This is a genomic window from Streptomyces sp. WAC05374, from assembly GCF_004353505.1.
GTDB lineage: Bacteria > Actinomycetota > Actinomycetes > Streptomycetales > Streptomycetaceae > Streptomyces.
Window position 1 is genome coordinate 141923 of record NZ_SMNQ01000003.1, and the last position, 23290, is coordinate 165212.

A 23290-nucleotide genomic window follows, 5' to 3' on the forward strand; every position below is an offset into this window, starting at 1 on the left:
AATATCGGTGTGCCGCAGTCCCGGACGCCGGAGCACCGGAACCCGGTCACAGCCGGGGTACCGGAACGCCGGAACGCCGGAACGCCGACCGGGACGCCGGAACGCCGGAACGCCGGAACGCCGCTGGACGATCGCTGGGCGGTCGCCGGACGGGCGGTCCACGTGCCGTGGGCATCGAGCCCCCGCTCACGCACACCAGTCTTCCGCCGCCCCGTACCCGAGCGCACTGGTGCCCAGCGCAGTCTTCGCCCTGGGGTTTTCCCCACCCCCACCGCCGTCGCGGCGGCTCGGCGCCCTTAAGAACAAGCTAAGGAACGACCCCGTACCCGCACGTCCTCCGGCGGGACGAACACCCCCTGGGCAGATGTAGGGAGGTGCCCCTAGGGGTTCTCCACCCGTGGAGGGAGTGAGAGGCTGTCGCGACGAAATACGTGCATAGGGAAGGGACTTTCGGTGTCCGAAGCCGACGCGACAGCGCCCGGCCGCACGGCCGACACGGCGCCCCCGACGCCCGCCGGTCCTGCGGCCGCCCCCGCCGACCGCACGGCGACGCCGGGCGGCCCCCCGGCCACCCCCGAGGACCCCACGGCCACCCCCGCCGAGGCGCCCGTGCCCGGTGCCGCCGCCGCGGGCCGCCGCCGTGGGCCGGTGGTCGCGGCGCTCATGCTGGGCATGGCCCTGGCCGCGCTCGACGGGACGATCGTCTCCACCGCCGTACCGCAGATCGTCGGCGACCTGGGCGGGCTGTCCGTGTTCTCCTGGCTCTTCTCCGGCTACCTGCTCGCCGTGACCGTCACCCTCCCCGTCTACGGGAAGCTGTCCGACACCTTCGGCCGCAAGCCCGTCCTCATCACCGGCATCGTGCTGTTCCTGATCGGCTCACTGCTGTGCGCCGCCGCATGGAGCATGGCGTCCCTCATCGCCTTCCGCATCGTCCAGGGGCTGGGCGGCGGCGCCCTGCAAGGCACCGTGCAGACCATCGCCGCCGACCTGTACCCGCTCAAGGAACGCCCCAGGATCCAGGCCCGGCTGTCCACGGTGTGGGCGACCTCCTCGGTGGCCGGCCCGGCGCTCGGCGGACTGCTCGCCGGTTACGCGGACTGGCGCCTGATCTTCCTGGTCAACCTGCCCGTCGGCGCCCTCACGCTCTGGCTGGTCGCCCGCCACCTGACCGAACCCGCCCGCGCCGAGGACCGGACCGGCGACGGAAGCGGCGTCCGCACCGACGAACGGAACGATGCCCGGACCGGCGACGGAAGCGGCGTCCGCAGGAAGGTCCGCGTCGACTGGCCGGGAGCTCTGGCGATCTTCACCACCGGTACGTTGCTGCTCACGGCCCTCGTCCAGGGCGGCGTGGCCTGGCCCTGGCTCTCCCCGCCGTCCCTGGCGCTGTTCGCGGGCGCGGCGGTCCTGATGGCCGTCACCGTCCTGATCGAACGCCGCGCCGCCGAACCGATCATCCCCGGCTGGGTCTGGCGCCGCCGCACCATAGCGGCGGTCAACCTCTCCCTCGGCGCGCTGGGCCTGCTGATGGTCGCCCCGACCGCCTTCCTCCCCACGTACGCCCAGTCCGTGCTGGGCCTCGGCCCCATCGCCGCGGGGTTCGTCCTGTCGGCGATGACCCTGTCCTGGCCGATCAGCGCGGCGTTCTCCAACCGCGTCTACGCCCGCATCGGCTTCCGGCTCACGGCCGTCCTCGGCGTGAGCCTCGCCGTGCTCGTCCTGCTGGCCTTCCCGCTCCTGCCCTACCCGGGCGAGCCATGGCAACCGGCCCTGCTCATGCTGCTGCTGGGCGCCGCCCTCGGCCTCGTGCAGCTCCCGCTCATCGTCGGCGTCCAGTCCACCGTCCCGTGGTCCGAGCGCGGCACCACCACCGCGTCCGTCCTCTTCTGCCGCCAGGTCGGACAGAGCCTGGGCGCGGCGCTCTTCGGGGCGATCGCCAACGCCGTCCTCTCCACCCGGCTCACCGAGGGCGGCCTGGACGACCCCGGCGCGCTCACGCCCACGGCGGTGGACGCGGCGGTGGAGTACGTGTACGTCGGCGCCGCGGCGGCCGGCGCCCTGGCGCTGGTGGTCCTCCTGACCCTCGCCCCGCGCCGCTTCCCGGTCCTCACCGAGGACGACCGGCCCGCCTGAACCGGGTCCACCCGCCGCCCCGCTCCATAAACCCCCGGACCCGCCCCGCGTCCGGAACCGCCCCTCACCCCGCGTCCGGAACCGCCCGTCGCCCCACGTCCTCACCCCGCCTCCGGAACCGTCCGTCACCCCGCGTCCGTACGCCCCGTCAGCGCCGCCAGGCTGCTGCGTACATGCGCCATGTGCGCCCGCACCTCGTCGCGTGCCGTCTCGTGCTCCCGCAGCACGCGGGCCGTCTCCCGCTCCACCCGCTCGGCCCGCAGTCGTGCCTCCGCCAGCAGGGCACCCGCCCGGGCGTCGGCCTCCTCCTGGCCGTGCCACGCCTGTTCGGCGGCCTCGGCCAGGGCGCGCTCCGCCTCCGCGAGACGCGCCTCGGCCGCCCCGGTCAGCTCCTCGTGCCGCGCCGCCAGTTCGGCCTCCCGCGCCGCCACCTCACGCTCCAGCGCCTCCCGCCGCTCGGTGTGCCGGGCCTCCTGCGCGGCCACCAGCCGCTCCGCGCGCCCGCGCGCCTCCCGCAGGGCGGCCAGCCCCTCGCCCCGCCGCTCCTCCGCCTCGGCGAGCGCCTCCGCCCGGGTGTGCCCGGCCGTGCGCCGCGCCTCCGCGACGGTCTCCTCCGCCCGCGCCCCGGCCCGGCCCCGTACCGCGTCCGCCGCCTCCCGCGCCGCGTCCCGCACCGACCGGGCATCCGCCTCCGCCTCGTCGGCCAGGCGCCGCGCCTCGTCGAGCGCGTCCGCCCGCAGCGCGTCGGCCTCCTCCTCCGCGAGGGCGAGGATCTCCTGCGCGCGGCGGCTCAGCGTCTCGTACCGCTGCGGCGGCAGCTCCGCCACGAACTCCCGCAGCCGCGCCGCCTCGGCCGCCAGTTCCCCGACCCGTACGGCGAGCTCGTCCGCCCGCCGCCCGGCGGCCTCCCGCTCCGCCTCCAGGCCGGCGACGGCCCGGTCCACCTGCTCGGTCCGGTAGCCGCGTCCCCACACGACAGCAAACCCGCTCATGACTGACGCCCCTTTCCCCGTCCAGGATGCAACAACCCGAACGGACGGAAAGGGGCGCCTTTACGCCATGTACGGCTACGACAGGCCGGTCATGACCGGTCTACAGCAGTCCGTCCCACATCTGCTCCAGCAGCACCGACCACCAGCTCTCCGGCGACGACAGCGCCGCCGGGTCCAGCATCGCCAACTGTGCCTGGAAGTCGACCGTCCAGCGGCCCGCCTGCTCCGGCGTCAGCCCGAACCGCAGCCGCCACATCCGTCCCAGCAGTGCCAGGCAGCGGGTGAACTCCGGCAGCCCGCTGTTGACGAACTGCGGCGCCGCCGGCCGCCCGTCCGGACCGGCCTCCACGGGTACGGCGACGATGTGCGCCGTCCCGTACTGCACGCACAGGGCCCGCCCGAAGTCGGAGCCGATCACCAGGTACGAACCCGCGTCGGACGCGGGCTGCACCTGCCGCTGCGCGGCCAGTTCGGCGAGCGTCGGCACCACCGGCTGGGCCGGCTGCGCCCAGAAGAACGGCCCGAAGTCCGCCGGCAGGCCCGCCCACACCAGCGTGCGCGCCACCAGCTCCGGCACACCCTGGCGCGACACGGCCCGCTGGTCGAACCGGCAGATGCCCTGCGGCCCGAACGCCCCCGCCAGCTCCTGCGCGATGCCCTCCGGCGGAACCGGCGGCGCGGGCTGCACCGGCGGCAGCGGCACCCGCAACGGCGCCGGACGTGCCGGACCGTCGGCGACCTGGTGCAGCTCGCCCTGGTGGGCGATCAGTTGCCGCATGCCCTGCTGGCGGCTCGCGTGGTCCCGCCCGTACGGGGCGATCGACGTGATCCGCGCCTGCGGCCACGTCTCCCGGATCATCCGGGCGCAGTAACCGCCGGGCAGCTCGCAGGACTCCAGCTCGGTGTGCAGCTCCAGCACCTGCTGCGGCGGCACGTTCATGGCGCGCAGCTCGTGCAGGATCTGCCACTCGGGGTGCGGCGTACCGGGCGCCGAGCGGCGGATGAGCTGCGCCTCGGAGCCGTCGGGCGCGCGGTAGCGCAGCACGGCCTGGTAGCCGGGGCCGACGGTCGGCATACCGGTGGGCGGCGCCTGCGGGTACCCGTACGCGGGCGGCGCCGGTGCGGGAGCCGGAGGCGGCACCGGACCGCCCGGGCCCGGCTGGGCCAGCATCGTCGCCGCATGGTGCACCCCGCCGCCGGGGACGCCGGGGGGCGCCGGAGGCGGCGGCGTACCGGGCGCACCAGGAGCACCGGGCGCACCGGGCGCACCAGGGGCCCCGGGAGGTCCGGGCGGGGGCGGCGCGCCGGGCCCGCCCTGGCCGGGATGGGCCAGCATCGTCGCGGCATGGTGCACCCCACCGCCCGGAGGCGGCGTGGCACCCGGGGGCGCGGGCGGCGCGGGCGGCGGCGGAGCACCGGGCCCGCCCGGCCCGCCCGGACCGGGGTGCGCCAGCATCGTCGCCGCGTGGTGCACCCCACCGCCCGGAGGCGGCGTGGCACCTGGAGGGGGTGTGGCACCCGGGGGCGGGGTGGCGCCCGGGGGCGGCGGAGGAGCGGGCACACCGGGCGGCGGTGTGCCGTCGGGCGGCAACTGCGACACGAGCTGCGTCGGTACGTACCCGCCGGCCGGCGCCCCGGGCGCGCCCGGGCCCGACGCGGGCGGCCGCGCACCAGGGGTGCCGGGCGCGCCGGGCGGCGGCGGAGTCGTCGGACCGGTGCCCCGCGAGGGGCGGGCGCCGCGCGGCGGCAGGGCGGCCTTGCTGGTCGCGGCGTCCGCGATGTCGCCCGCCGCGAGCTGCGGGTCCAGCGCGGGCGCGATGGCGGTGCGCGGGAGCTGACTGCCGCCCGGCAGCAGCGCGGTCGGGGCGTCGGCCCCCACCGCGGGCGGCGGCGTGTCGTCGTCGTCCGACCCCGACAGCGGCGGCGCGAAGACGGTCGCGGGCAGCGGTACGGAGGCGTCGTCACCGTCGCCTCCGGGCGCGTTGACGTCGCTCCAGGGCGCCGAGGCGGGCACGCCGTCGGGCGTGGTGGGCTCGTGGTCCCCGGGGGCGGCCGGCCAGGCGGTGCCCTCGACGTGAGACCCGTGCCCGGTCGTCCCCGAGCCGCCGGGCCCGGCCGGCACGGCGTCCACCGGCACGGCATCCATCGGCACGGCATCCGCAGGGGCGGCGTCGGCGGGCACGGACAGCAGGGAATCCCCACGATCCCTGCCCGCCACACCGACGCCGGCAGTACCGGAGCCACCGGAAGTACCCGAGGCGCCACCAAGAGCACCATCGGCACCACCACCACCGAAGGAACCGGCACCGCCGGCACCCACACCACCAGAGGTGCCCGCACCCGGGGCAGCCGCGGAAGCGCCCCCACCGGACGTCTCCGCACCCCCCGAACGCCGGTCCGGAATGCCCAACTTGTCCGCAGCGTCCTGGAGCCACTCCGGCGGGCTCAACAGGAACGACGTCTGGTTCAGATCGATCCGCTCCGGCGGCTCCGCGGCCGGAACCGGCGCCGCCGCCGGCGCCCCGTACTCCTCCTCGTACCGGCGGATCACCTCACCCACCGGCAACCCCGGCCACAAGGTCGCCTCACCACTGTCCCGGGCGATCACCAGCCGCTGACGCCCGCCGTCCGACGTCGGCCCGTTCTCCCGGTCCTCCGCCCACACCACGAACCCCAGCTCGAACTCCCGCACCCGCACCTCACGATGCTGGTACGCGGGCACGTCACCGTTGACCCACTCTTCCGCCCGCTCCTGCGCCTGCGCGAACGTCACCATCGAAAGCTCACACCCCCACCGGAACGGCCCGCGCGAAGCCGCCGTCCACCATCAGGTTCGCCACCGTCTCCAGCTCCGGCGGATTGCCAGCCAACCGCTGGAGGAACTCGTCGAAATCCGCCCCGCACGGCAACAGCAGCCGGTCCACCCGGTCCTGCACCGTCAGGCCGTCCTGGTCACGAGCGTCGTCGTACGCACAGAACCACACCGAGCCGACGTCACCGCCGCCCCGCACCTTCACCGCCAGCAGACCACCCTGCACGAACGCCACACCCAGGTAGTCCTTCGTCAGATGATCACGCAGACACTTGTTGACGTACACCAGATCATTGACCGCCGCCTCGTCCCGCACCGTGAAGAACGGCTGGTCCACCAGCAGCCCCAGCTCCGGATCGAGCGCCGCGCCCACCGGCGCACACCCGCCCGCCGCCTTCAAGAACGAGCGGTACGCCCCCGGAAGCCGGTACCCCAGGTCCTCCTCCACACCCTGCAACTGCGCCTCGGACACCGACAGCGCCCCCTTCGGCAGCCCGAAGTGCGCCGGCCGCGTCTCCTGCAACGGACGCGTACCGCGCTTGCCATGGTCCACGGCAGCCGTCGCCAGCCCCCCGTGGTGCCGCAGCAGCGCCTTCACCTCCACCGGAACGAGCTCCATCCGGCGCGTACCCGCCACGTGGTGCCAGGTCCAGCCGTGCGGCGTCGCCACCGCCGGAACCGTGTCCCACAACTCGTGCCCCGACGCGGCCAGCGCGGCGTTCGCGGACACGTAGTCCGTCAGCCGCAGCTCGTCCACACCGAACCCCTCCGGCGGCTCGGCGATCTCCGCCGCCGCCCGCGCGTACGGCGAGAAGTCCGGACGGCCGTCCCCGTCCATACGCACCCCACCGGGATGCCGGGCGGCCCGGACCGGGTCCGGGAAATGCACGACCTGCCCGGCGTAGGCCGCGTTCGGTGGCGCGGCACTCTGCTGCCCGAGCCGACCTGTCGTCATGGCGGATGCCCCCTGCTGCTGCTGGCTGGTCCGCACAGCCTATGCGGTGGGGCAACAGGGGGAACCCGGCCTCCGCTTCGGTGACCAACCGTCACACCCAGGTGACCCACCGACGATCACACGACACACCGATCACACGATTCAGCGCCCCCGCTTCCCCATCAGCTCACCCATTTGGCAGGCTGTTCCCCGCAACTCGGGGGATTGCAGAGGGGACGACACGCACCATGCACGCAGCGCGACCAGGCACAACGCCCACCACGGGTGACCCACGCCTTAGCTGGAGCAACAACAGCCCCAACCTCACCCCGATACTGCGCCACCGACGCGACGGCATCCTGCCCACCGTCGGAGCGGCACTCTCCGTACGCGGCGAAACCCTCACCTGCACCGCCGGCCGAGGCGACCGGCCCCCCACCCTCCACCCCCTCGTACAGGATTTCCTCGACACCCTCACCAGCGGCCAGCGCGAACGCTTCACCGGCCGCTGCCCCGAAGCCATCCTGCTCTCCCGCCACCTCACCGCCACCGAAGCCGGCCGCTCCAAACGCGCCCAGCGCAAACCCCTCAGCCAAGGCGAAGCCCGCCGCTCCCTCAAACACGCCAAAATCACCACACGCCGCATCCGCGAGGACGGCGACCCCCTCCACGGCAGCTACGCCGCCCCCTGCCGCTCCTGCGCCGCACTCCTCGCCCACTTCGGCGTACGCCCCGTCGACCCCACCACCGCCCAGAACGGCTGACCGCACACACATGCCCGACCTCAACACCACCCGCTTCCCCGTCGCCGTCGACGCCACACTCCGGGAAGCGGGCTGGCAGCCCGGCCGCTGGGACATCAAACAAGCCGAACAATGGGCCGACACCCTCCGCGCCTACGTCTCCCCCGCCGGCCACCGCCACAGCGTCTTCCCCGCCGCCGTCGAAGCCTGGGCCGAATTCGGCGGCCTCCACATCCACGCACCCGGACCCGGCCGACAGATCGCCCCCACACCCGTCCACCTCGACCCACTCGCCGGACTCCACCACGCCCGCAGCCTCGCCGACCTCGGCCGCGCACTCGAAACCGACATGGCCCCCCTCGGCGAAGAAGCCGACAACCGCGCCGTCCTCGCCATCGACGCCCAAGGACGCGTCTACAGCCTCGACCACGCCGGCGACTGGTACCTCGGCCCCGACATCGACCACGCCCTCGCCCTCCTCATCACCGGCGCCCAACCCGCCCGGCTCAGCTCCCCCTGACCTCCACCGGCAACACCGCCGACACCTTGAAACCACCCTCATCCGTCGGCCCCGACACGAACACCCCACCCAGCGCCACCACCCGCTCCCGCATCCCCACCAGACCGTTCCCCCCACTCGGCAGCCCCGCATCCGCCACCCCGCCGTCCGACGGCCCGTTCTCCACCTGCATCGCCACCTCACCGTCCCGGTGCGCCAACCGCACCACCACCCGCGCACCCGGCGCATGCTTGTGGACGTTCGTCAAACCCTCCTGCACCACCCGGTACGCCGTCCGCTCCACCGCCGCCCCACACGGCCGCGCCTCCCCCATCACCCGCAGCTCCACCGCCATCCCCGCCTGCCGCGACTGCTCCACCAACTCCTCCACCGCGTCCAGACACGGCCCCTCCTCCACGGCACCCACCTCACGCCCCGCCGCGGCCGCCGCCGCCCGCCCCACCGCCTCGAGCGGCACCGACCCCCGCGCCGGAACCCCATCCCCCGCCCGCAGAACCCCCAACATCTCCCGCAACTCCGTCAACGCCTGCCGCCCCATGTCCCCCACCAGCGCCGCGTTCCTCACCGCCTTCTGCGGATCCTTCAACGCCACCGCCTGAAGCGCCGCCGCATGCACCACCATCAGACTCACCCGGTGCGCCACCACATCGTGCATCTCCCGCGCGATACGCGTCCGCTCCTCCGTACGCGCCATCTGCGCCCGCTGCTCCGCACGATCAGCCAGCAGCGACAACTCCTGCTCCAAGCTGTCCGCCCGCTCCCGCAAGCTCTCCATCAACCGCCGCCGCGCCCCTATGTACAGCCCGAACAGCACGGGCGGCGCGTTCAGACCCAGCGACATGAACACCGCCATCAGCGGCACGTACCACGGCCCCGGATCGAAATCGGCCGACGCGATGTCCTGCCGCACCCGCACGAACGTCACGATCAGCACCGCGACCAGCGACATCCCCGCCAGCGCGGCGATGATCCGCCGCGGCACCTCCGAGGCGGCGAGCGTGTACAGCCCGACGATCCCCATCAGGTAACCCATCTCGGCCGGCGTGATCGCGATCGACACCAGCACCACGGCGACCGGCCACCGCCGCCGCACCACCAGCACCGCCCCGGCCACCAGCCCGAACAACACCCCGACCGGCACCGGCAACCCGGCGTTCTCCGCGAACCCGACACCCTCCGCCGCACACTCCAGGGCCGACACGGCCCCCAGCGTCACATCCAGCACGGCGCTGCGCCGCCGCCCCCACCACCACCAGCCCCGGGCGGTCGCGCCCGCAGCATCCTGGTGTGCCCCCGTTGTGGTCATGTCTTCCAGCCTACGGGCGGGCGCGACCCATTTTCCGGCGACCGCGGCACCACAAACCGCGCCGATCCGCACGCGCAACGCGCGTTGATCCCTCGAACACGTGAATCGACCGCGCATTCGACCCGGACGTCCACATTCCGGACGAACCTGTCCACGTGACCACCACCATCGGCAAGTACGCCGACTTCGAGGGCCTGCGCGAACAGGCCGTCGCCCTGCGCAGGCAGGGCCTCAGCCGCCGCCAGATCCGCGACCGACTGCACGTCGACAACAACGACATCCTGAATCGCCTGCTCGAAGGCGAGCCCGCGCCGGAGTGGACGAAACGTCCCAACGCCAAGGACGACCTCCGGGCTAAGGCCCGGGAGCTGCGCCTCCAGGGCATGACCTACGACCAGATCCAGGTCGAGCTGGGCTGCTCGAAGAGCTCGATCTCGCTGTGGGTGAGGGATCTGCCGAAGCCGGAGCGGAAGCGCACCCGCGAGGAGGCGTCAGCGATCGCCAGACGGGGGTGGGAGGCCACCCTTCAGCGACGTGACGCCGAACGGGAACAGACCAAGACGGCAGCCGCGAACGCGGTCGGCGATCTCTCCGAACGCGAGCTGTTCCTGGCGGGCGTGGGCCTCTACTGGGCGGAGGGCACCAAATCCAAAGCGCACCGCCCACAGGAACGGGTCACCTTCATCAATAGCGACCCCGGCATGATCGAGGTTTTCCTGTCCTGGCTGACCCTGCTCGGCGTAAAGAGGGAGCAACTGCGCTATCACGTGCACGTTCACGAGTCGGCCGACGTCGGGGAAGCGGAGCGCTTCTGGGCGGAGGTCGTGGGCGAAGACGTGCGCATGCTGGGCAGGACGACACTCAAGAGGCACAACCCGAAGACCAACCGGAAGAACACCTCGCAGGGCTACCACGGCTGCCTTGCCATCCGCGTCCTTCAGAGTGCCGATCTCTACCGTCGCATTGAAGGGTCTTGGTACGGCATAGTAGGGGCTGCGTCCGCACCCCTTCGAGGAAATCGGACATAACGCCCATCCCGGGTCGTCTAAGGGCAAGACGGGAGATTTTGGTTCTCCATATGGGGGTTCGAGTCCTCCCCCGGGAGCCCCCCAGGTTCGGGTCCTGACCTCACCGTCAGGACCCGCCCTCATTTCCGCCCTGAAACCCCCCGGTATCCTGCGGGTGTCCACCACCCGAAGCCGAAGGGCATTCCCGTGAGCGCCAACCGCCCGGCAGCCGTCGTCGTCCTCGCAGCGGGTGAGGGCACCCGCATGAAGTCGAAGACCCCCAAGGTCCTGCATCAGATCTGCGGGCGTTCGCTCGTCGGACACGTCGTCTCGGCGGCACGCGAGCTGGACCCCGCGCACCTCTGTGTCGTCGTCGGGCATGCCCGCGAGCAGGTGACCGCGCACCTGGACGAGTTCTACGCCGGTACCCGTACCGCCGTGCAGTACGAGCAGAACGGCACCGGGCACGCGGTGCGGATGGCCCTGGAGGAGCTGGGGGCCGAGGCGCTGGACGGGACCGTGGTCGTGGTGTGCGGTGACACGCCCCTGCTGTCCGGTGAGACGCTGACCGCGCTGGCGGCGACGCACGCGGCCGACGGCAACGCCGTGACCGTGCTGACGGCCGAGGTGCCGGACTCGACCGGGTACGGGCGGATCATCCGTGACCCGGAGACGGACGCCGTGACGGCGATCGTGGAGCACAAGGACGCGACGGACGCGCAGCGCGCGATCCGGGAGATCAACTCCGGGGTGTTCGCGTTCGACGGGAAGCTGCTGGCGGACGCGCTGGGCAAGGTGCGGACGGACAACAGTCAGGGTGAGGAGTACCTCACGGATGTGCTGGGCATCCTGCGCGAGGCCGGGCACCGGGTCGGTGCGTCGGTGGCGGGGGATCACCGGGAGATCCTGGGGATCAACAACCGGGTGCAGTTGGCGGAGGCGCGGCGGCTGCTGAACGACCGGCTGCTGGAGCGGGCCATGATGGCCGGTGTGACGGTGGTGGACCCGGCGTCGGTGTTCGTGGATGTGACGGTGACGTTCGAACGGGACGTGGTGGTGCATCCGAACACGGTGCTGCTGGGGTCGACGCATCTGGCGGAGGACGCCGAGGTGGGGCCGAACAGCCGGCTGAAGGACACCAGGGTGGGTGTGGGTGCCCGGGTGGACAACACGGTGGCGGACCGGGCGGACGTGGGTGAGGGCGCGACGGTGGGTCCGTACGCGTATCTGCGTCCGGGGACGCTGCTGGGTGCGAAGTCGAAGGCCGGCACGTATGTGGAGATGAAGAACGCGCGGGTGGGCGAGGGGTCGAAGGTGCCTCACCTGTCGTATGTCGGGGACGCGACGATCGGCGAGTACTCGAACATCGGTGCGGCGAGTGTGTTCGTGAACTACGACGGTGAGAGCAAGCACCACACGACGATCGGGTCGCACTGCCGTACTGGCTCGGACAACATGTTTGTGGCTCCTGTCACGGTCGGGGACGGCGCGTACACCGCTGCCGGCTCGGTGATCACCAAGGACGTACCGCCCGGTTCGCTCGCTGTCGCCCGTGGCCAGCAGCGGAATATCGAGGGTTGGGTCGCGCGGAAGCGGCCCGGCAGTGCTGCCGCGCAGGCGGCCACCGCGGCCTCCGAGCAGGCTTCTGACGAGGGCTGACCGGAAACAGGTGCGTCGAACTCGGCGTACCGTGATACGTGCACACAAATTCGGCTGGTTCGCGCGGAACGTGGTCGCGGCCAGAGAACACGTCTGAGGAGACAGTGCTGTGACCGGGATCAAGACGACCGGCGAGAAGAAGCTGATGCTCTTCTCCGGCCGCGCCCACCCCGAGCTGGCCGAGGAGGTCGCGCACCAGCTTGGTGTCGGCCTCGTGCCGACGAAGGCTTTCGACTTCGCCAATGGTGAGATCTACGTCCGGTTCCAGGAGTCGGCGCGTGGTGCGGACTGCTTCCTGATGCAGAGCCACACGGCTCCCATCAATAAGTGGATCATGGAGCAGCTCATCATGATCGATGCTCTGAAGCGGGCTTCCGCGCGGAGCATCACGGTGATCATTCCGTCGTACGGCTATGCCCGGCAGGACAAGAAGCACCGCGGGCGTGAGCCGATCTCGGCCCGTCTGGTCGCGGATCTGCTGAAGTGCTCGGGCGCGGACCGCATCCTCACGGTCGACCTGCACACGGACCAGATCCAGGGCTTCTTCGACGGTCCGGTGGACCATCTGTCGGCGCTGCCGGTGCTGGCGGACTACGTGGGTGCGAAGGTGGACCGGTCGAAGCTGACGGTGGTCTCGCCGGACGCGGGCCGTGTGCGGGTGGCGGACCGCTGGTGCGACCGTCTGGACGCGCCGCTGGCGATCGTCCACAAGCGTCGTGACAAGGACGTCGCCAACCAGGTGACGGTGCACGAGGTCGTGGGTGAGGTCGAGGGCCGGGTCTGTGTGCTGGTCGACGACATGATCGACACGGGTGGCACGATCTGCGCCGCTGCCGAGGCGCTGTTCGCGCACGGTGCGGAGGACGTCATCGTGACGGCGACGCACGGCATCCTGTCGGGTCCGGCGGCGGACCGTCTGAAGAACTCGAAGGTGAGCGAGTTCGTGCTGACGAACACGCTGCCGACGCCGGGTGAGCTGGAGCTGGACAAGATCACGGTGCTGTCGATCGCGCCGACGATCGCCCGTGCGGTGCGTGAGGTCTTCGAGGACGGCTCGGTGACCAGCCTGTTCGAGGAGCAGGGCTGATCATCGCCTGAGTGAAGGGGCCGCCTCGACCGCACCGGTCGGGGCGGCCTTTCGCTTTCGGTTAGACTGGTGTAGTTGCTCGGCGAGGGAGGCCGTACCGGTCAGGTGCGGCGGTCCGTTATCGACGCGCTCTTCGTAGCAGGCCAAGTCCAGTCGTGGCCGGGTGACCACGACCGTTGATCCGTCTGTCACTTACGAGGAGTGCACATGTCCGAGGTGAAGCTCACCGCTCAGACCCGTACCGAGTTCGGCAAGGGCGCTGCCCGCCGCATCCGCCGCGCGAACCAGGTTCCGGGTGTTCTCTACGGTCACGGCACGCAGCCGGTGCACCTGACGCTGCCGGGCCACGACCTGCTGCTGGCGCTGCGTACGCCGAACGTCCTGATCGCCCTGGACATCGACGGCAAGACCAACGAGCTGGCGATCCCGAAGTCCGTGCAGCGTGACCCGCTGAAGGGCTTCCTGGAGCACGTCGACCTGCTGCTGGTCAAGCGTGGCGAGAAGGTCACCGTCGAGGTTCCGGTCGTCGCCGAGGGCGAGCTGGCGCCGGGCGGCAACCTGCTCGAGCACGTGCTGAACGCGCTGCCGGTCGAGGCCGAGGCCACGCACATCCCCGAGTCCTTCACCGTGTCGGTCGAGGGCCTGGAGGCCGGTGCGTCGGTGCTGGCGAAGGACGTGACGCTGCCGAACGGCGTGTCGCTGGCCGTCGAGGAGGACGCTGTCGTCCTGCAGGTTCTGGCCGCGCAGGCCGAGGAGCCGGCGGGCGAGGAGGCCGAGGGCGAAGAGGCCGCCGAGGCCTGAGCCGTCCTGGGCTCTGCTTGACGGGGTGGTGGGCTGCGGCCCGCCACCCCGTTTCCCTGTGGGTACGCGAGGAGACGCGAGGACATGACGACGGACGCCAGTGCCCCTTGGCTGATCGTGGGTTTGGGCAACCCGGGGCCGGAGTATGCCGGTAATCGACACAATGTCGGTTTCATGGTGGCCGATCTTCTCGCGGAGCGGATCGGCGGGAAGTTCAAGCGGGCGGGCAAGGCGCAGGCGCAGGTGGTGGAGGGCCGGATCGGGCCTCCGGGGCCGGCGAACCGGCGGGTGGTGCTGGCGAAGCCGATGTCGTACATGAACCTGTCGGGTGGTCCGGTCACGGCGTTGCGGGACTTCTACAAGGTGCCGACGGCGCATGTGGTGGCGGTCCATGACGAGCTGGACATCGATTACGGGGTGCTGCGGCTGAAGCTGGGTGGTGGCGACAACGGCCACAACGGGCTGAAGTCGATGACGAAGGCGATGGGTGCGGATTACCACCGGCTGCGGTTCGGGATCGGGCGTCCGCCGGGCCGGATGCAGGTGGCGGATTTCGTGCTGAAGGACTTTTCGTCGGCGGAGCGCAAGGAGCTGGACTATTTCGTGGACCGGGCGGCCGATGCGGTGGAGTGCCTGGTGACGGAGGGTCTGGAGCGGGCGCAGTCGGCGTACAACGCGTAGCCGGTCCTGGCCGGGATTGACCGGGCATGGTCATGTGCCAGAGGATCGCGCCCCATGAGCAAGAAGCGGACTTCAGCCCTCCCGTATGCCCGTAGTGCCGCCATGGCGCTGGTGGCGCTGCTGCTGGTGGTGGCGGGGGCGTGGGCGTCGTGGGGTTCGGCGCAGCACGTTCTGCTGTCGAAGGGCCGTGAGCACGGCACGCTGACGGTCACGGGGTGTTCGACGGACGTCTGTACGGGGCGGTTCGATCCGGAGGGGCCGGCGGGGGCGCGTACGGGCATGACGATCGAGCATTCGGTGGCGGTGGAGAAGGGTGGCCGTTATCCGGTGGTGGTGAAGCCGGACACGACGGAGCTGGTGCGTACGGGGTGGCCGGGCGGGTTGCACGCGTGGTTGCCGTTGGGTGGGGCGTTGTTGCTGGCGGCGCTGGTGATCGGTGGGGGGATGCGGTTGCCGCGGCTGGCGTGGGTGTCGGCGTCGGCGGGTGGGGCGCTGCTGGTGGGGACGTTTCTGGCGCTGTGAGCGTGGGGCGGCGGGGGTGAGGGCGTCGCGGGGGGGGGCTGGGGCGCCTGGGCGTGGGGGCGTCGCGGGGGGCTTGCGATGCCTGGCCGGTGGGGGCGTTGTCGGGAACCTGCGCAACCTGGCGGTGGGGGCGTCGCGGGAGCGTCCGGCCGTAGCGGAATGGGTCATTCACCCAATCGTTATGGGGGTGCCGGTGGATGTGGTGCCGGGTGTCTTGACGTGTTCCGGCGGCCACACGAGGCTTCAGCCGCCCCCCACGGCCCCCCTTACTCGTTGGACTGCCCATGCGCACTCTTTCTCTCTCCGGCGTGCTGGTGGCGGCTGCGGCCTGCTCACTGGTGTTCGCCCCTTCGGCTCTCGCCACGAACGGCGACAACGGCACCGTCAAGATCCATGACGCCTCGACCGGCGAGGAGCTCCGCCGGAACGAGCCGCACGTCTGCACCTTCTACCTGGACGCCTTCGGTTTCGACGCCGGTCAGCAGGTCGACTGGCACATCGAGGCGTGGGCCCCGAAGGCGGGGGCGAAGGGCGAGACGGTGGAGTCCGGCTCGCTGACGCTCGACGGGTCGGGGCACGGCCGTACGGGTGACCTGACGCTGCCGGACGGGCACTACAAGTTGTTCTGGACGTTCGAGGGCGAGCACGGCCGGGCGAAGCACAAGGTGTTCTGGTCGGCGTGCGACACGGAGCCGGGCGGCGGCCACGAGCCGGGCGGTTCCGGGCCGGGGTCGTCCGGGCCTGGCGGTTCCGAGCCGGGCGAGCGGCCCTCCGGCGGGCCGTCCGACACCGCGCCCTCCGCCCCGTCGGCGCCGGGCGCCCCCGCCGCGTCGGACACCGCGCCCTCCGCCCCGTCGGCCCCGGGCGCCCCCGCCGCGTCCGCCCCGGGCGGCTCCGGGGGCGACCTCGCGGAGACCGGCAGCTCCGCCCCGGTCGGCGTCCTCGCCGGCATCGCGGGGGCGCTCGTCGTGGGTGGCGGCTACCTCGTGTCCCGCCTGGGCAGGGCCAAGAAGCAGCCCTGACGGGCGTAGGAGACGCTCAGGACGCTCACAGCGCACGAAGGGGGCGCCCGGTACCATCGGGCGCCCCCTTCCCGCTTCCCGCGGGGAAGCCGTACGCGTCAGCCGGTGTTGCGCAGGCCGGCCGCCACGCCGTTGACCGTGAGCAGCAGGGCGCGGGCGAGCAGCGGGTCGGGGTCCTCGCCGCGCTCGGCGGCGGCCCGCTGTCGGGCGAGCAGCGCGACCTGGAGGTAGGAGATCGGGTCCAGGTAGGCGTCGCGGATGGCGAAGGTCTGCTGGAGGACGGGGTTGGAGTCGAGGAGTTCCTTGCCGCCCGTGACGCGCAGTACCTCGCTGACCGTGAGGGCGTGCTCGGCCTCGATGTCGTCGAAGACGTGCCGGAGGTTTTCGGGCACGAGGGTCTCGACGTAGTGGCGGGCGATCCGCAGGTCCGTCTTGGCGAGGGTCATCTCGACGTTGGACAGGAAGTTGCGGAAGAAGTGCCACTGCTCGTACATCTCGTCGAGTACGGCGTCGAGGCCGGCCTCACGCAGGGCCTTGAGGCCGGAGCCGACTCCGTACCAGCCGGGGACGATCTGCCGCGACTGGGTCCAGCCGAAGACCCACGGGATGGCGCGCAGTCCGTCGAGGGAGACGCCGGAGCCGGGGCGGCGGGAGGGCCGCGAGCCCAGGTGCAGGTCGGCGAGCTGGTCGACGGGTGTGGAGGCCAGGAAGTACGTCGGCAGGTCGGGGTCCTCGACGAGCTTGCGGTACGCGGTGTGGGCGGCGTCGGAGACGGTGTCCATGGCCGCGTCCCAGCGGGCGAGGGCCTCGTCGGACTGGCGGGGGGCGGTGTGCAGGGCGGACGCCTGGAGGGTGGCGGCGACCGTGAGCTCCAGGTTCTCCCGGGCGAGGGAGGGGATGAGGTACTTGTCGGAGATGACCTCGCCCTGCTCGGTGACCTTGATCTCGCCCTCGAGGGTGCCCCAGGGCTGGGCGAGGATGGCGTCGTGGGAGGGGCCGCCGCCGCGGCCGACGGTGCCGCCGCGGCCGTGGAAGAGGCGCAGGCGGACGCCGTAGCGGTGGGCGACGTCGCGCAGGCGCCGCTGGGCGCGGTGGATCTCCCACTGGCTGGTGGTGATGCCGCCGAACTTGGAGGAGTCGGAGTAGCCGAGCATGACCTCCTGGACGTCGCCGCGCAGGGAGACGAGCCTGCGGTAGGAGGGGTCGGCGAGCATGTCGTTGAGGATGACGTCGGCGGCCTTGAGCTCGTCGGTGGTCTCCAGCAGCGGCACGATGCCGATCTTGGCCCAGCCGGCGTGGAGGTCGATGAGTCCGGCCTCGCGGGCGAGGACGGCGGCGGCGAAGACGTCGTCGGCGCCCTGGCACATCGAGATGATGTAGGACTCGATGACCTCGGGGCCGAAGCGTTCGAAGGCTTCCTTGACGGTGTGGAAGACGCCGAGGGTCTTGGTGCCGGCCGCGTCGAGGGGGGCGGGGGTGGGGGCGAGGGGGCGGCGGGAGCGCAGTTCCTTGGCGAGCAGCTTCTGCCGGTAGTCGCGGGGCATGTCCGCGTACCGCCAGGACTCCTCGCCGAGGCGGTCGAAGAGCTGGCCGAGGGTGTGGTGGTGGGCGTCGGCGTGTTCGCGGACGTCCATGGTGGCGAGCTGGAGGCCGAAGGCGGCCAGGGTGCGGATGGTGCGGTCCATGCGGCCGTCGGCGAAGAGGCCGCCGCGGTGCTCGCGCAGGGACGTCTGGATCAGGGTGAGGTCGGCGAGCAGCTCGGCGGTGCCGAGGTAGTCGCGGCCTTCCTGGTGGGCGGTGCCCTTGGCGAGGCGCTCGCGGGTGTTGACGAGCTTCTGGCGGATGCAGGTGGCCTTGAGCCGGTAGGGCTCCTCGGCGTTGAGGCGCTTGTACCGGGGGCTGATCTCGGGGAGCCGCTCCAGGTCCTGCTGGAGGGAGTCGAGGAGTTCCTGGGTGGCGCCCGCGTACCGGATGGAGTTGGAGAGCTGGCTGCGCAGGTGGTCGATCAGCTCGATGGCGTCGGTGATGCCGTGCTCGTGCTGGAGGATGAGGACGTCCCAGGTCACGGCGGGGGTGACGTTGGGGTTGCCGTCGCGGTCGCCGCCGATCCAGGTGCCGAAGGTGAGGGGGCGGGTGCCGGCGGGCAGCTCGACGCCGACGCGCTCCAGCTCGGCGGCGAGGTCCTCCAGGACGTCGCCGACGGCGTTGGCGTGGAGTTCGTCGAGGTAGTAGATGGCGTTGCGGGCCTCGTCGGTCGGCTCGGGGCGGGCGACGCGGAGTTCGTCGGTCTGCCAGATGAGGTCGATGGACTCGGCCAGGCGCAGGTCGTGGCGGCGCCGGTCGGAGGCGATGACGGGGGTCTCGAGGAGCTCGGCGACGCGGCGGAGCTTGTTGAGCACGGAGCGTCGCGCGGCCTCGGTGGGGTGCGCGGTGAAGACGGGGCGGACGTTGAGGTTCTTGACCGTCTCGCGTACGTGCTCGGGGTCGCCGTCCTTGAGCATGTCGGCGGTGCGGGCGAGGAGACCGCCCTCGGCGGCGCGCTTCTCGCGCAGCTCGCGGCCGCGGTGGACCTGCTCGGTGACGTTGGCCAGGTGGAAGTACGTGGAGAAGGCGCGCACCAGGCGGGCGGCGGTCTCCAGGTCGGTGTCGCCGAGGAGTGCCGCGGCTGCCTCGCCGTTCTCGCGGGTGAGGCGGCGGACCTTCTCGACGAGCTCGAGGAGCTCGGGTCCTTCCTGGCGGACGAGCGTCTCGCCCAGCAGATCGCCCAGTCGGCGGATGTCGGCGCGCAGCTCGGCGCTGGCGGTGGGGGTCTGGTCGGCACTGCTCACAGGTGCGGCTCCTTGCAGTGTTTGAGCACGTCTGGAGGGGTACTGGAGGCTGCGGACCGCGCTGTCCGACGACACCCAGGATAGGTGTCCCGTCCGGCGGCGCCGCTCCCAGCCCTCTTGCCCCGTGCCCAACCGCTGCCATACTTACGTCGCCGTAGGTTACGGGACCGTAGCCACGGCTTCCTTTTGCATCCCTCACCCCCCAGGGGACCCCATGACCACTAGCCCCGACGTGCTCGGGACTTCGGACCCGTCCGTTTCCCCCTCCCCCGGCCTGCCCTCCGCCACACTCGGCGGGGACAGCAAGCGTTCGATCGAGCAGATCACGCTGCTGCTGTTCATCACGGTGCCCTTCCTGGCGCTGCTCGCGGCGGTGCCGCTGGCGTGGGGCTGGGGGGTGAGCTGGCTGGATCTGGGGCTACTGGTGGCGATGTACTACATCGGTTGTCACGGCATCACGATCGGCTTCCACCGGTACTTCACGCATGGTGCGTTCAAGGCGAAGCGGCCGCTGCGGATCGCGCTGGCGGTCATGGGGTCGCTGGCGGTGGAGGGGCCGCTGGTGCGGTGGGTGGCGGACCATCGCAAGCACCACAAGTTCTCGGACGCGGAGGGTGACCCGCATTCTCCGTGGCGGTTCGGGGAGTCGGTGCCGGCGCTGATGAAGGGCCTGTGGTGGGCGCACATCGGCTGGATGTTCGACGAGGAGCAGACGCCGCAGCACAAGTACGCGCCGGATCTGATCAAGGACCCGGCGATCCGGGCGATCTCGCGCCAGTTCGTGTTCTGGACGGTTCTGTCGCTGGCGATCCCGCCGCTGGTGGGCGGTCTGGTGACGATGTCGTGGTGGGGTGCCTTCACGGCGTTCTTCTGGGGCTCGCTGGTGCGGGTGGCGCTGCTGCACCATGTGACGTGGTCGATCAACTCGATCTGTCACGCGGTGGGCAAGCGTCCGTTCAAGTCGCGGGACCGGAGCGGGAACGTGTGGTGGCTGGCGGTGCTGTCGTGCGGTGAGTCGTGGCACAACCTGCACCACGCCGACCCGACGTGCGCACGTCATGGGGTGATGCGGGGGCAGCTCGACTCCAGCGCCCGTCTGATCCGCTGGTTCGAGATGCTGGGCTGGGCCTACGACGTGCGCTGGCCGACCGCGTCCCGGATCGAAGCCCGACGCCAGGACCGCGCCGCGAACGCGGCATGATGGACGGTGTGGCGATCGACGGCAGTGGCAGCAGTGGTACGGACAAACCCAGGCGGGGGCGCCGGGTCCGGATGACGGGCGCCGAGCGGCGGCAGCAACTGCTCGACATCGGCCGCACGCTCTTCGCGGAGCGCGGTTTCGAGGGCACGTCGGTGGAGGAGATCGCCGCGAAGGCGGGCGTCTCCAAGCCGGTGGTGTACGAGCACTTCGGCGGCAAGGAGGGGCTGTACGCGGTCGTGGTGGACCGTGAGATGCGCCAGCTCCTGGACATGGTGACCGGGGCGCTGACGGCCGGGCATCCGCGTGAGCTGCTGGAGCAGGCGGCGTTCGCGCTGCTGGACTACATCGAGACGTACACGGACGGTTTCCGCATCCTGGTGCGGGATTCGCCGGTGGCGCAGTCGACGGGTACGTTCGCGTCGCTGATCTCGGACATCGCCACGCAGGTGGAGGACATCCTGGGCCTGGAGTTCAAGGCGCGGGGGTTCGATCCGAAGCTGGCCCCGCTGTACGCGCAGGCGCTGGTGGGGATGGTGGCCCTGACGGGGCAGTGGTGGCTGGACGCCCGCAAGCCGAAGAAGGCCGAGGTGGCGGCGCATCTGGTGAACCTGGCCTGGCACGGGCTGGACGGCCTGGAGCCGAAGCCCCGGCTGATAGGTCACCGCAAGAGCTGAGCGGTCCGCGTGGTGCGGGCGGACCTGTGCCGGGGCGCGGCGCGGCTGTGTGGCGCGCCCCGGCACGGGTGTGGGGCGGGGGTGGGGCGTAAGTGGGGCGTCACCCCGTCGGCTCCTGGCCGCGGGTGGCGACCGCGAAGATGCGGCGGAAGGGGAAGACCGTGCCGTGCGGGCCTGGCGGGTATGCCTTGCGCAGCAGGTCGCGGTATTGGGCGAGGAAGTCGGTGACCGCTTCGTGGTCGCCGTCCAGGGCGGTGAGGACCGGGCGCAGTGCGGTGCCCTTCACCCAGTCGAGGACGGGGTCGTCGCCCTGGAGGAGCTGGGAGTAGACGGTTTCCCAGACGTCGACGGTCAGGCCGAGGTCGGCGAGGCGGGTGAGGTAGTCGGCGGCGTCGAGGATGTGGACGAAGCGGCGGCCGTGGCCGGTGAGGCGGGCCCGCCACTGCGGGGTCTCGCACAGTTCGCCGAGCAGTGCGTGGCTGGGTGAGGTGAAGTTGGCGGGTACCTGGAAGGCGAGTGTGCCGCCGGGGACGAGCCCTTCGGTCCAGACGGGGAAGGACTCGGGGTGGTTGGGCACCCACTGGAGGGCGGCGTTGGAGATGATCAGGTCGTAGGGTTCGTCCGGTGTCCAGTGGGCGGCGTCGGCGGGGCGGAAGTCGAGCCAGCCGCCGCCGTCGGTGGTGCCGGCGTAGGTCTTCTTCGCCTGTTCCAGCATCTCGGGCGAGAGGTCGAAGCCGGTGATGCGCGCGCCGGGCCAGCGGTCGGCGAGCAGCGCGGTCACATTGCCGGGGCCGCATCCGAGGTCGGCGATCCTGGGGGGCCGGCCTTCCCTGTCGGCGGGGAGTTCCGGTATGCGGGCGAGCAGGTCGAGGAACGGTCGGGTGCGGTGGGAGGAGTGGCGCAGGTACTGCTGTGGATCCCAGGTTGGTGCGGAATACATGTTCGAGCCCCCTTGCTGGAACGTAGTACCGAAGCGGAACAGAGTCCCGGCCCCGTCATGCCCAATGGTCCAGCGGAATATTTCTTGACGTCAAGAGACTTCACGTCGACAGATCCCCTACACTGATCGCCATGGAGGACGAGGTCGACCGACTGGTCGCTGCATGGCGCCGCGAGCGCCCCGACCTCGACGTGGAACCGCTCGAGGTGCTCAGCCGCGTCTCCAGGCTGGCCCGCCACCTCGACCGCGCCCGCCGGCTCGCCTTCTCCGAGCACAACCTGGAGCCCTGGGAGTTCGACGTCCTGACGTCGCTGCGCCGCGCCGGCGCACCCTACCAGCTCTCGCCCGGCCAGTTGCTCACGCAGACGCTGGTCACCTCCGGCACCATGACCAACCGCATCGACCGGCTCGCCAAGAAGGGCCTCGTCGAGCGCCTGCCCGACCCCAGTGACCGGCGCGGCGTCCTCGTCCGCCTCACCCCCGAGGGGCGTGACCGGGCCGACCAGGCCCTCGCCGGGCTCCTCGCCCAGGAGCGCGCCATCCTCGCGGAGCTCTCCCGCGCCCAGCGCGCCGAACTGGCCGCGCTGCTACGCCAACTGACCGCCCCGTTCGACAACATCCCCGGCTAGACCGGCGGCGGTCTCGGCCGGTCCCACGCCCGCCCGGCGGGCCAGCGCCACCGCCGCCAGCGTGGAGTGCACGCCGAGCTTCCCCAGCACGTTCTGCATGTGCGTACGCACCGTGTGCGGGGAGAGGAACAGCCGCTCGGCGACCGCCTTGCGGCCCAGGCCCGCCACCATGCAGCGCAGCACCTCCCGCTCGCGCGGGGTCAGCGACTCCACCAGTCGCTCGCTCTCGGTGCGGTGCTTGCGCGCGGCCGTCAGCTCCCGCAGCACCCCGGTCAGCAGCGCCGGCGGCAGGTGCGTCTCGTCGCGCAGCACTCCTCGTATCACGGTCAGCAGCCGCTGGAGGGAGCAGTCCTTGGCGACCCAGCCCGAGGCTCCCGACTGGAGCGCGAGCGCGGCCCGGCGCGGGTCGTCCTTCTCCGCCAGCACGACCGTACGCACCTCGGGCCGGCCCTCACGGACCCCGGAGACCAGCGAGATGCCGTCCACGACCCCCTCGCCGTTGTCCGGCACGGCGCGGGCGACCGCCGGCGCGGCAGCGGCGCCCAGGTCGGCGTCGACCAGCAGCACGTCGAACATGCGGCCCTCGGCCGCCGCCCGGTCCAGGCAGCGCATCGCCGCGGGGCCGCTGCCGGCCGCCGCGACGTCCACGTCGGGCTCGGCCGCCAGAGCGGCGGCGAGCGACTCGGCGAAGATGCGGTGGTCGTCCACCACCAGAACCCGGATACGGACCACTGACACCCCCATGTGTCGAGGAAACAGAGCAGCTACGGGTACGGCGCCCGGAGCCCGAGGTACC

20 protein-coding genes and 1 tRNA gene are annotated in these 23290 nt (G+C 71.9%); 14 read left to right on the top strand and 7 right to left on the bottom strand.

Annotated elements, in window-relative coordinates; translation table 11 throughout:
- Positions 1 to 663: 663 nt before the first annotated feature.
- Positions 664 to 2136: an MFS transporter gene (locus tag E2B92_RS08265; protein WP_126889616.1), complete on the top strand. Its 1473-nt coding sequence runs from the start codon at positions 664 to 666 to the stop codon at positions 2134 to 2136.
- Positions 2137 to 2261: 125 nt separating this feature from the next.
- Here the strand turns inward: E2B92_RS08265 and E2B92_RS08270 are convergent, their stop codons facing one another.
- From E2B92_RS08270 to E2B92_RS08280, 3 genes are all read right to left on the bottom strand, one after another.
- The gene (locus E2B92_RS08270; protein ID WP_126889269.1) at positions 2262 to 3128 is read right to left on the bottom strand and encodes a cellulose-binding protein; all 867 of its coding nucleotides are present in this window, start codon (positions 3126 to 3128) and stop codon (positions 2262 to 2264) included.
- A gap of 100 nt (positions 3129 to 3228) precedes the next feature.
- Entirely contained in the window at positions 3229 to 5904 is a 2676-nt protein-coding gene (locus E2B92_RS08275) for an SUKH-4 family immunity protein (protein ID WP_133087446.1), read from the bottom strand.
- A gap of 7 nt (positions 5905 to 5911) precedes the next feature.
- Entirely contained in the window at positions 5912 to 6895 is a 984-nt protein-coding gene (locus E2B92_RS08280) for an SMI1/KNR4 family protein (RefSeq protein ID WP_126889267.1), read from the bottom strand.
- 227 nt (positions 6896 to 7122) lie between these two features.
- On the opposite strand from E2B92_RS08280, the gene E2B92_RS08285 reads away from it, so the two are divergent.
- Both E2B92_RS08285 and E2B92_RS08290 read left to right on the top strand, forming a co-directional pair.
- A complete protein-coding gene (locus E2B92_RS08285) occupies positions 7123 to 7638 on the top strand; it encodes a YwqJ-related putative deaminase (protein ID WP_126889266.1) in 516 nt (171 codons plus the stop codon).
- 10 nt (positions 7639 to 7648) lie between these two features.
- Positions 7649 to 8137, top strand: a complete 489-nt coding sequence (locus tag E2B92_RS08290) for an SUKH-3 domain-containing protein (RefSeq protein ID WP_126889265.1) — start codon at positions 7649 to 7651, stop codon at positions 8135 to 8137.
- On the opposite strand, the gene E2B92_RS08295 is transcribed toward E2B92_RS08290, so the two are convergent.
- Positions 8124 to 9443, bottom strand: a complete 1320-nt coding sequence (locus E2B92_RS08295) for a sensor histidine kinase (RefSeq protein ID WP_133087447.1) — start codon at positions 9441 to 9443, stop codon at positions 8124 to 8126. The genes E2B92_RS08290 and E2B92_RS08295 overlap by 14 nt on opposite strands.
- A 155-nt stretch (positions 9444 to 9598) precedes the next feature.
- Between E2B92_RS08295 and E2B92_RS08300 the strand changes: the two genes are divergently transcribed.
- The 8 genes from E2B92_RS08300 to E2B92_RS08335 all read left to right on the top strand — a co-directional run bounded on the left by E2B92_RS08300 (position 9599) and on the right by E2B92_RS08335 (position 16222).
- The gene (locus E2B92_RS08300) at positions 9599 to 10471 is read left to right on the top strand and encodes a hypothetical protein (RefSeq protein WP_126889154.1); all 873 of its coding nucleotides are present in this window, start codon (positions 9599 to 9601) and stop codon (positions 10469 to 10471) included.
- Positions 10472 to 10477: 6 nt separating this feature from the next.
- Positions 10478 to 10548, top strand: a tRNA-Gln gene (locus E2B92_RS08305).
- A 109-nt stretch (positions 10549 to 10657) separates the two neighbouring features.
- Positions 10658 to 12109, top strand: a complete 1452-nt coding sequence (gene glmU, locus E2B92_RS08310) for a bifunctional UDP-N-acetylglucosamine diphosphorylase/glucosamine-1-phosphate N-acetyltransferase GlmU (protein WP_126889153.1) — start codon at positions 10658 to 10660, stop codon at positions 12107 to 12109.
- Between the two features lie 109 nt (positions 12110 to 12218).
- Positions 12219 to 13196 carry a ribose-phosphate diphosphokinase gene (locus tag E2B92_RS08315; protein WP_126889152.1) on the top strand — a complete coding sequence of 326 codons (978 nt, stop codon included), beginning with the start codon at positions 12219 to 12221 and terminating at the stop codon, positions 13194 to 13196.
- A gap of 207 nt (positions 13197 to 13403) precedes the next feature.
- Positions 13404 to 13997, top strand: coding sequence for a 50S ribosomal protein L25/general stress protein Ctc (locus E2B92_RS08320; protein ID WP_126889151.1), 594 nt, complete (start codon positions 13404 to 13406; stop codon positions 13995 to 13997).
- Positions 13998 to 14081: 84 nt separating this feature from the next.
- Positions 14082 to 14678, top strand: a complete 597-nt coding sequence (gene pth / locus E2B92_RS08325) for an aminoacyl-tRNA hydrolase (protein WP_126889150.1) — start codon at positions 14082 to 14084, stop codon at positions 14676 to 14678.
- 54 nt (positions 14679 to 14732) lie between these two features.
- Positions 14733 to 15200, top strand: coding sequence for a hypothetical protein (locus E2B92_RS08330; protein WP_133087448.1), 468 nt, complete (start codon positions 14733 to 14735; stop codon positions 15198 to 15200).
- 284 nt (positions 15201 to 15484) lie between these two features.
- Entirely contained in the window at positions 15485 to 16222 is a 738-nt protein-coding gene (locus E2B92_RS08335) for a hypothetical protein (protein WP_133087449.1), read from the top strand.
- Between the two features lie 98 nt (positions 16223 to 16320).
- Here the strand turns inward: E2B92_RS08335 and ppc are convergent, their stop codons facing one another.
- Positions 16321 to 19050: a phosphoenolpyruvate carboxylase gene (ppc, locus tag E2B92_RS08340; protein ID WP_126888119.1), complete on the bottom strand. Its 2730-nt coding sequence runs from the start codon at positions 19048 to 19050 to the stop codon at positions 16321 to 16323.
- Positions 19051 to 19264: 214 nt separating this feature from the next.
- Here ppc and E2B92_RS08345 point away from each other — a divergent pair, with 214 nt between their 5' ends.
- Together E2B92_RS08345 and E2B92_RS08350 are read left to right on the top strand one after the other, a co-directional pair.
- Complete coding sequence (locus E2B92_RS08345; protein WP_126888120.1) at positions 19265 to 20251, top strand: acyl-CoA desaturase; 987 nt, start codon at positions 19265 to 19267, stop codon at positions 20249 to 20251.
- Positions 20251 to 20925 (top strand): TetR/AcrR family transcriptional regulator, encoded by a 675-nt coding sequence (locus E2B92_RS08350; RefSeq protein ID WP_126888126.1) that lies wholly within the window; start codon positions 20251 to 20253, stop codon positions 20923 to 20925. Before E2B92_RS08345 ends, E2B92_RS08350 begins: the two co-directional genes overlap by 1 nt.
- Before the next feature lie 100 nt (positions 20926 to 21025).
- On the opposite strand, the gene E2B92_RS08355 is transcribed toward E2B92_RS08350, so the two are convergent.
- Positions 21026 to 21865 carry a trans-aconitate 2-methyltransferase gene (locus E2B92_RS08355; protein ID WP_126888121.1) on the bottom strand — a complete coding sequence of 280 codons (840 nt, stop codon included), beginning with the start codon at positions 21863 to 21865 and terminating at the stop codon, positions 21026 to 21028.
- 131 nt (positions 21866 to 21996) lie between these two features.
- Between E2B92_RS08355 and tamR the strand changes: the two genes are divergently transcribed.
- Positions 21997 to 22494, top strand: coding sequence for a MarR family transcriptional regulator TamR (gene tamR / locus E2B92_RS08360; protein ID WP_073757514.1), 498 nt, complete (start codon positions 21997 to 21999; stop codon positions 22492 to 22494).
- On the opposite strand, the gene E2B92_RS08365 is transcribed toward tamR, so the two are convergent.
- Entirely contained in the window at positions 22453 to 23238 is a 786-nt protein-coding gene (locus E2B92_RS08365) for a LuxR C-terminal-related transcriptional regulator (RefSeq protein WP_185923714.1), read from the bottom strand. The two genes, tamR and E2B92_RS08365, sit on opposite strands and share 42 nt — an antisense overlap.
- Between the last annotated feature and the right edge of the window lie 52 nt (positions 23239 to 23290).

What these genes read in the sequence shown, in the direction of transcription:
- E2B92_RS08265 (WP_126889616.1), top strand. Translation starts at nt 664, where the DNA reads ATGCTGGGCATGGCCCTGGCCGCGCTCGACGGGACGATCGTCTCCACC.
- E2B92_RS08270 (WP_126889269.1), bottom strand. Translation starts at nt 3,128, where the DNA reads ATGAGCGGGTTTGCTGTCGTGTGGGGACGCGGCTACCGGACCGAGCAG.
- E2B92_RS08275 (WP_133087446.1), bottom strand. Translation starts at nt 5,904, where the DNA reads ATGGTGACGTTCGCGCAGGCGCAGGAGCGGGCGGAAGAGTGGGTCAAC.
- E2B92_RS08280 (WP_126889267.1), bottom strand. Translation starts at nt 6,895, where the DNA reads ATGACGACAGGTCGGCTCGGGCAGCAGAGTGCCGCGCCACCGAACGCG.
- E2B92_RS08285 (WP_126889266.1), top strand. Translation starts at nt 7,123, where the DNA reads ATGCACGCAGCGCGACCAGGCACAACGCCCACCACGGGTGACCCACGC.
- E2B92_RS08290 (WP_126889265.1), top strand. Translation starts at nt 7,649, where the DNA reads ATGCCCGACCTCAACACCACCCGCTTCCCCGTCGCCGTCGACGCCACA.
- E2B92_RS08295 (WP_133087447.1), bottom strand. Translation starts at nt 9,443, where the DNA reads ATGACCACAACGGGGGCACACCAGGATGCTGCGGGCGCGACCGCCCGG.
- E2B92_RS08320 (WP_126889151.1), top strand. Translation starts at nt 13,404, where the DNA reads ATGTCCGAGGTGAAGCTCACCGCTCAGACCCGTACCGAGTTCGGCAAG.
- pth (WP_126889150.1), top strand. Translation starts at nt 14,082, where the DNA reads ATGACGACGGACGCCAGTGCCCCTTGGCTGATCGTGGGTTTGGGCAAC.
- E2B92_RS08330 (WP_133087448.1), top strand. Translation starts at nt 14,733, where the DNA reads ATGAGCAAGAAGCGGACTTCAGCCCTCCCGTATGCCCGTAGTGCCGCC.
- E2B92_RS08335 (WP_133087449.1), top strand. Translation starts at nt 15,485, where the DNA reads ATGCGCACTCTTTCTCTCTCCGGCGTGCTGGTGGCGGCTGCGGCCTGC.
- E2B92_RS08345 (WP_126888120.1), top strand. Translation starts at nt 19,265, where the DNA reads ATGACCACTAGCCCCGACGTGCTCGGGACTTCGGACCCGTCCGTTTCC.
- E2B92_RS08350 (WP_126888126.1), top strand. Translation starts at nt 20,251, where the DNA reads ATGGACGGTGTGGCGATCGACGGCAGTGGCAGCAGTGGTACGGACAAA.
- E2B92_RS08355 (WP_126888121.1), bottom strand. Translation starts at nt 21,865, where the DNA reads ATGTATTCCGCACCAACCTGGGATCCACAGCAGTACCTGCGCCACTCC.
- tamR (WP_073757514.1), top strand. Translation starts at nt 21,997, where the DNA reads ATGGAGGACGAGGTCGACCGACTGGTCGCTGCATGGCGCCGCGAGCGC.
- E2B92_RS08365 (WP_185923714.1), bottom strand. Translation starts at nt 23,238, where the DNA reads ATGGGGGTGTCAGTGGTCCGTATCCGGGTTCTGGTGGTGGACGACCAC.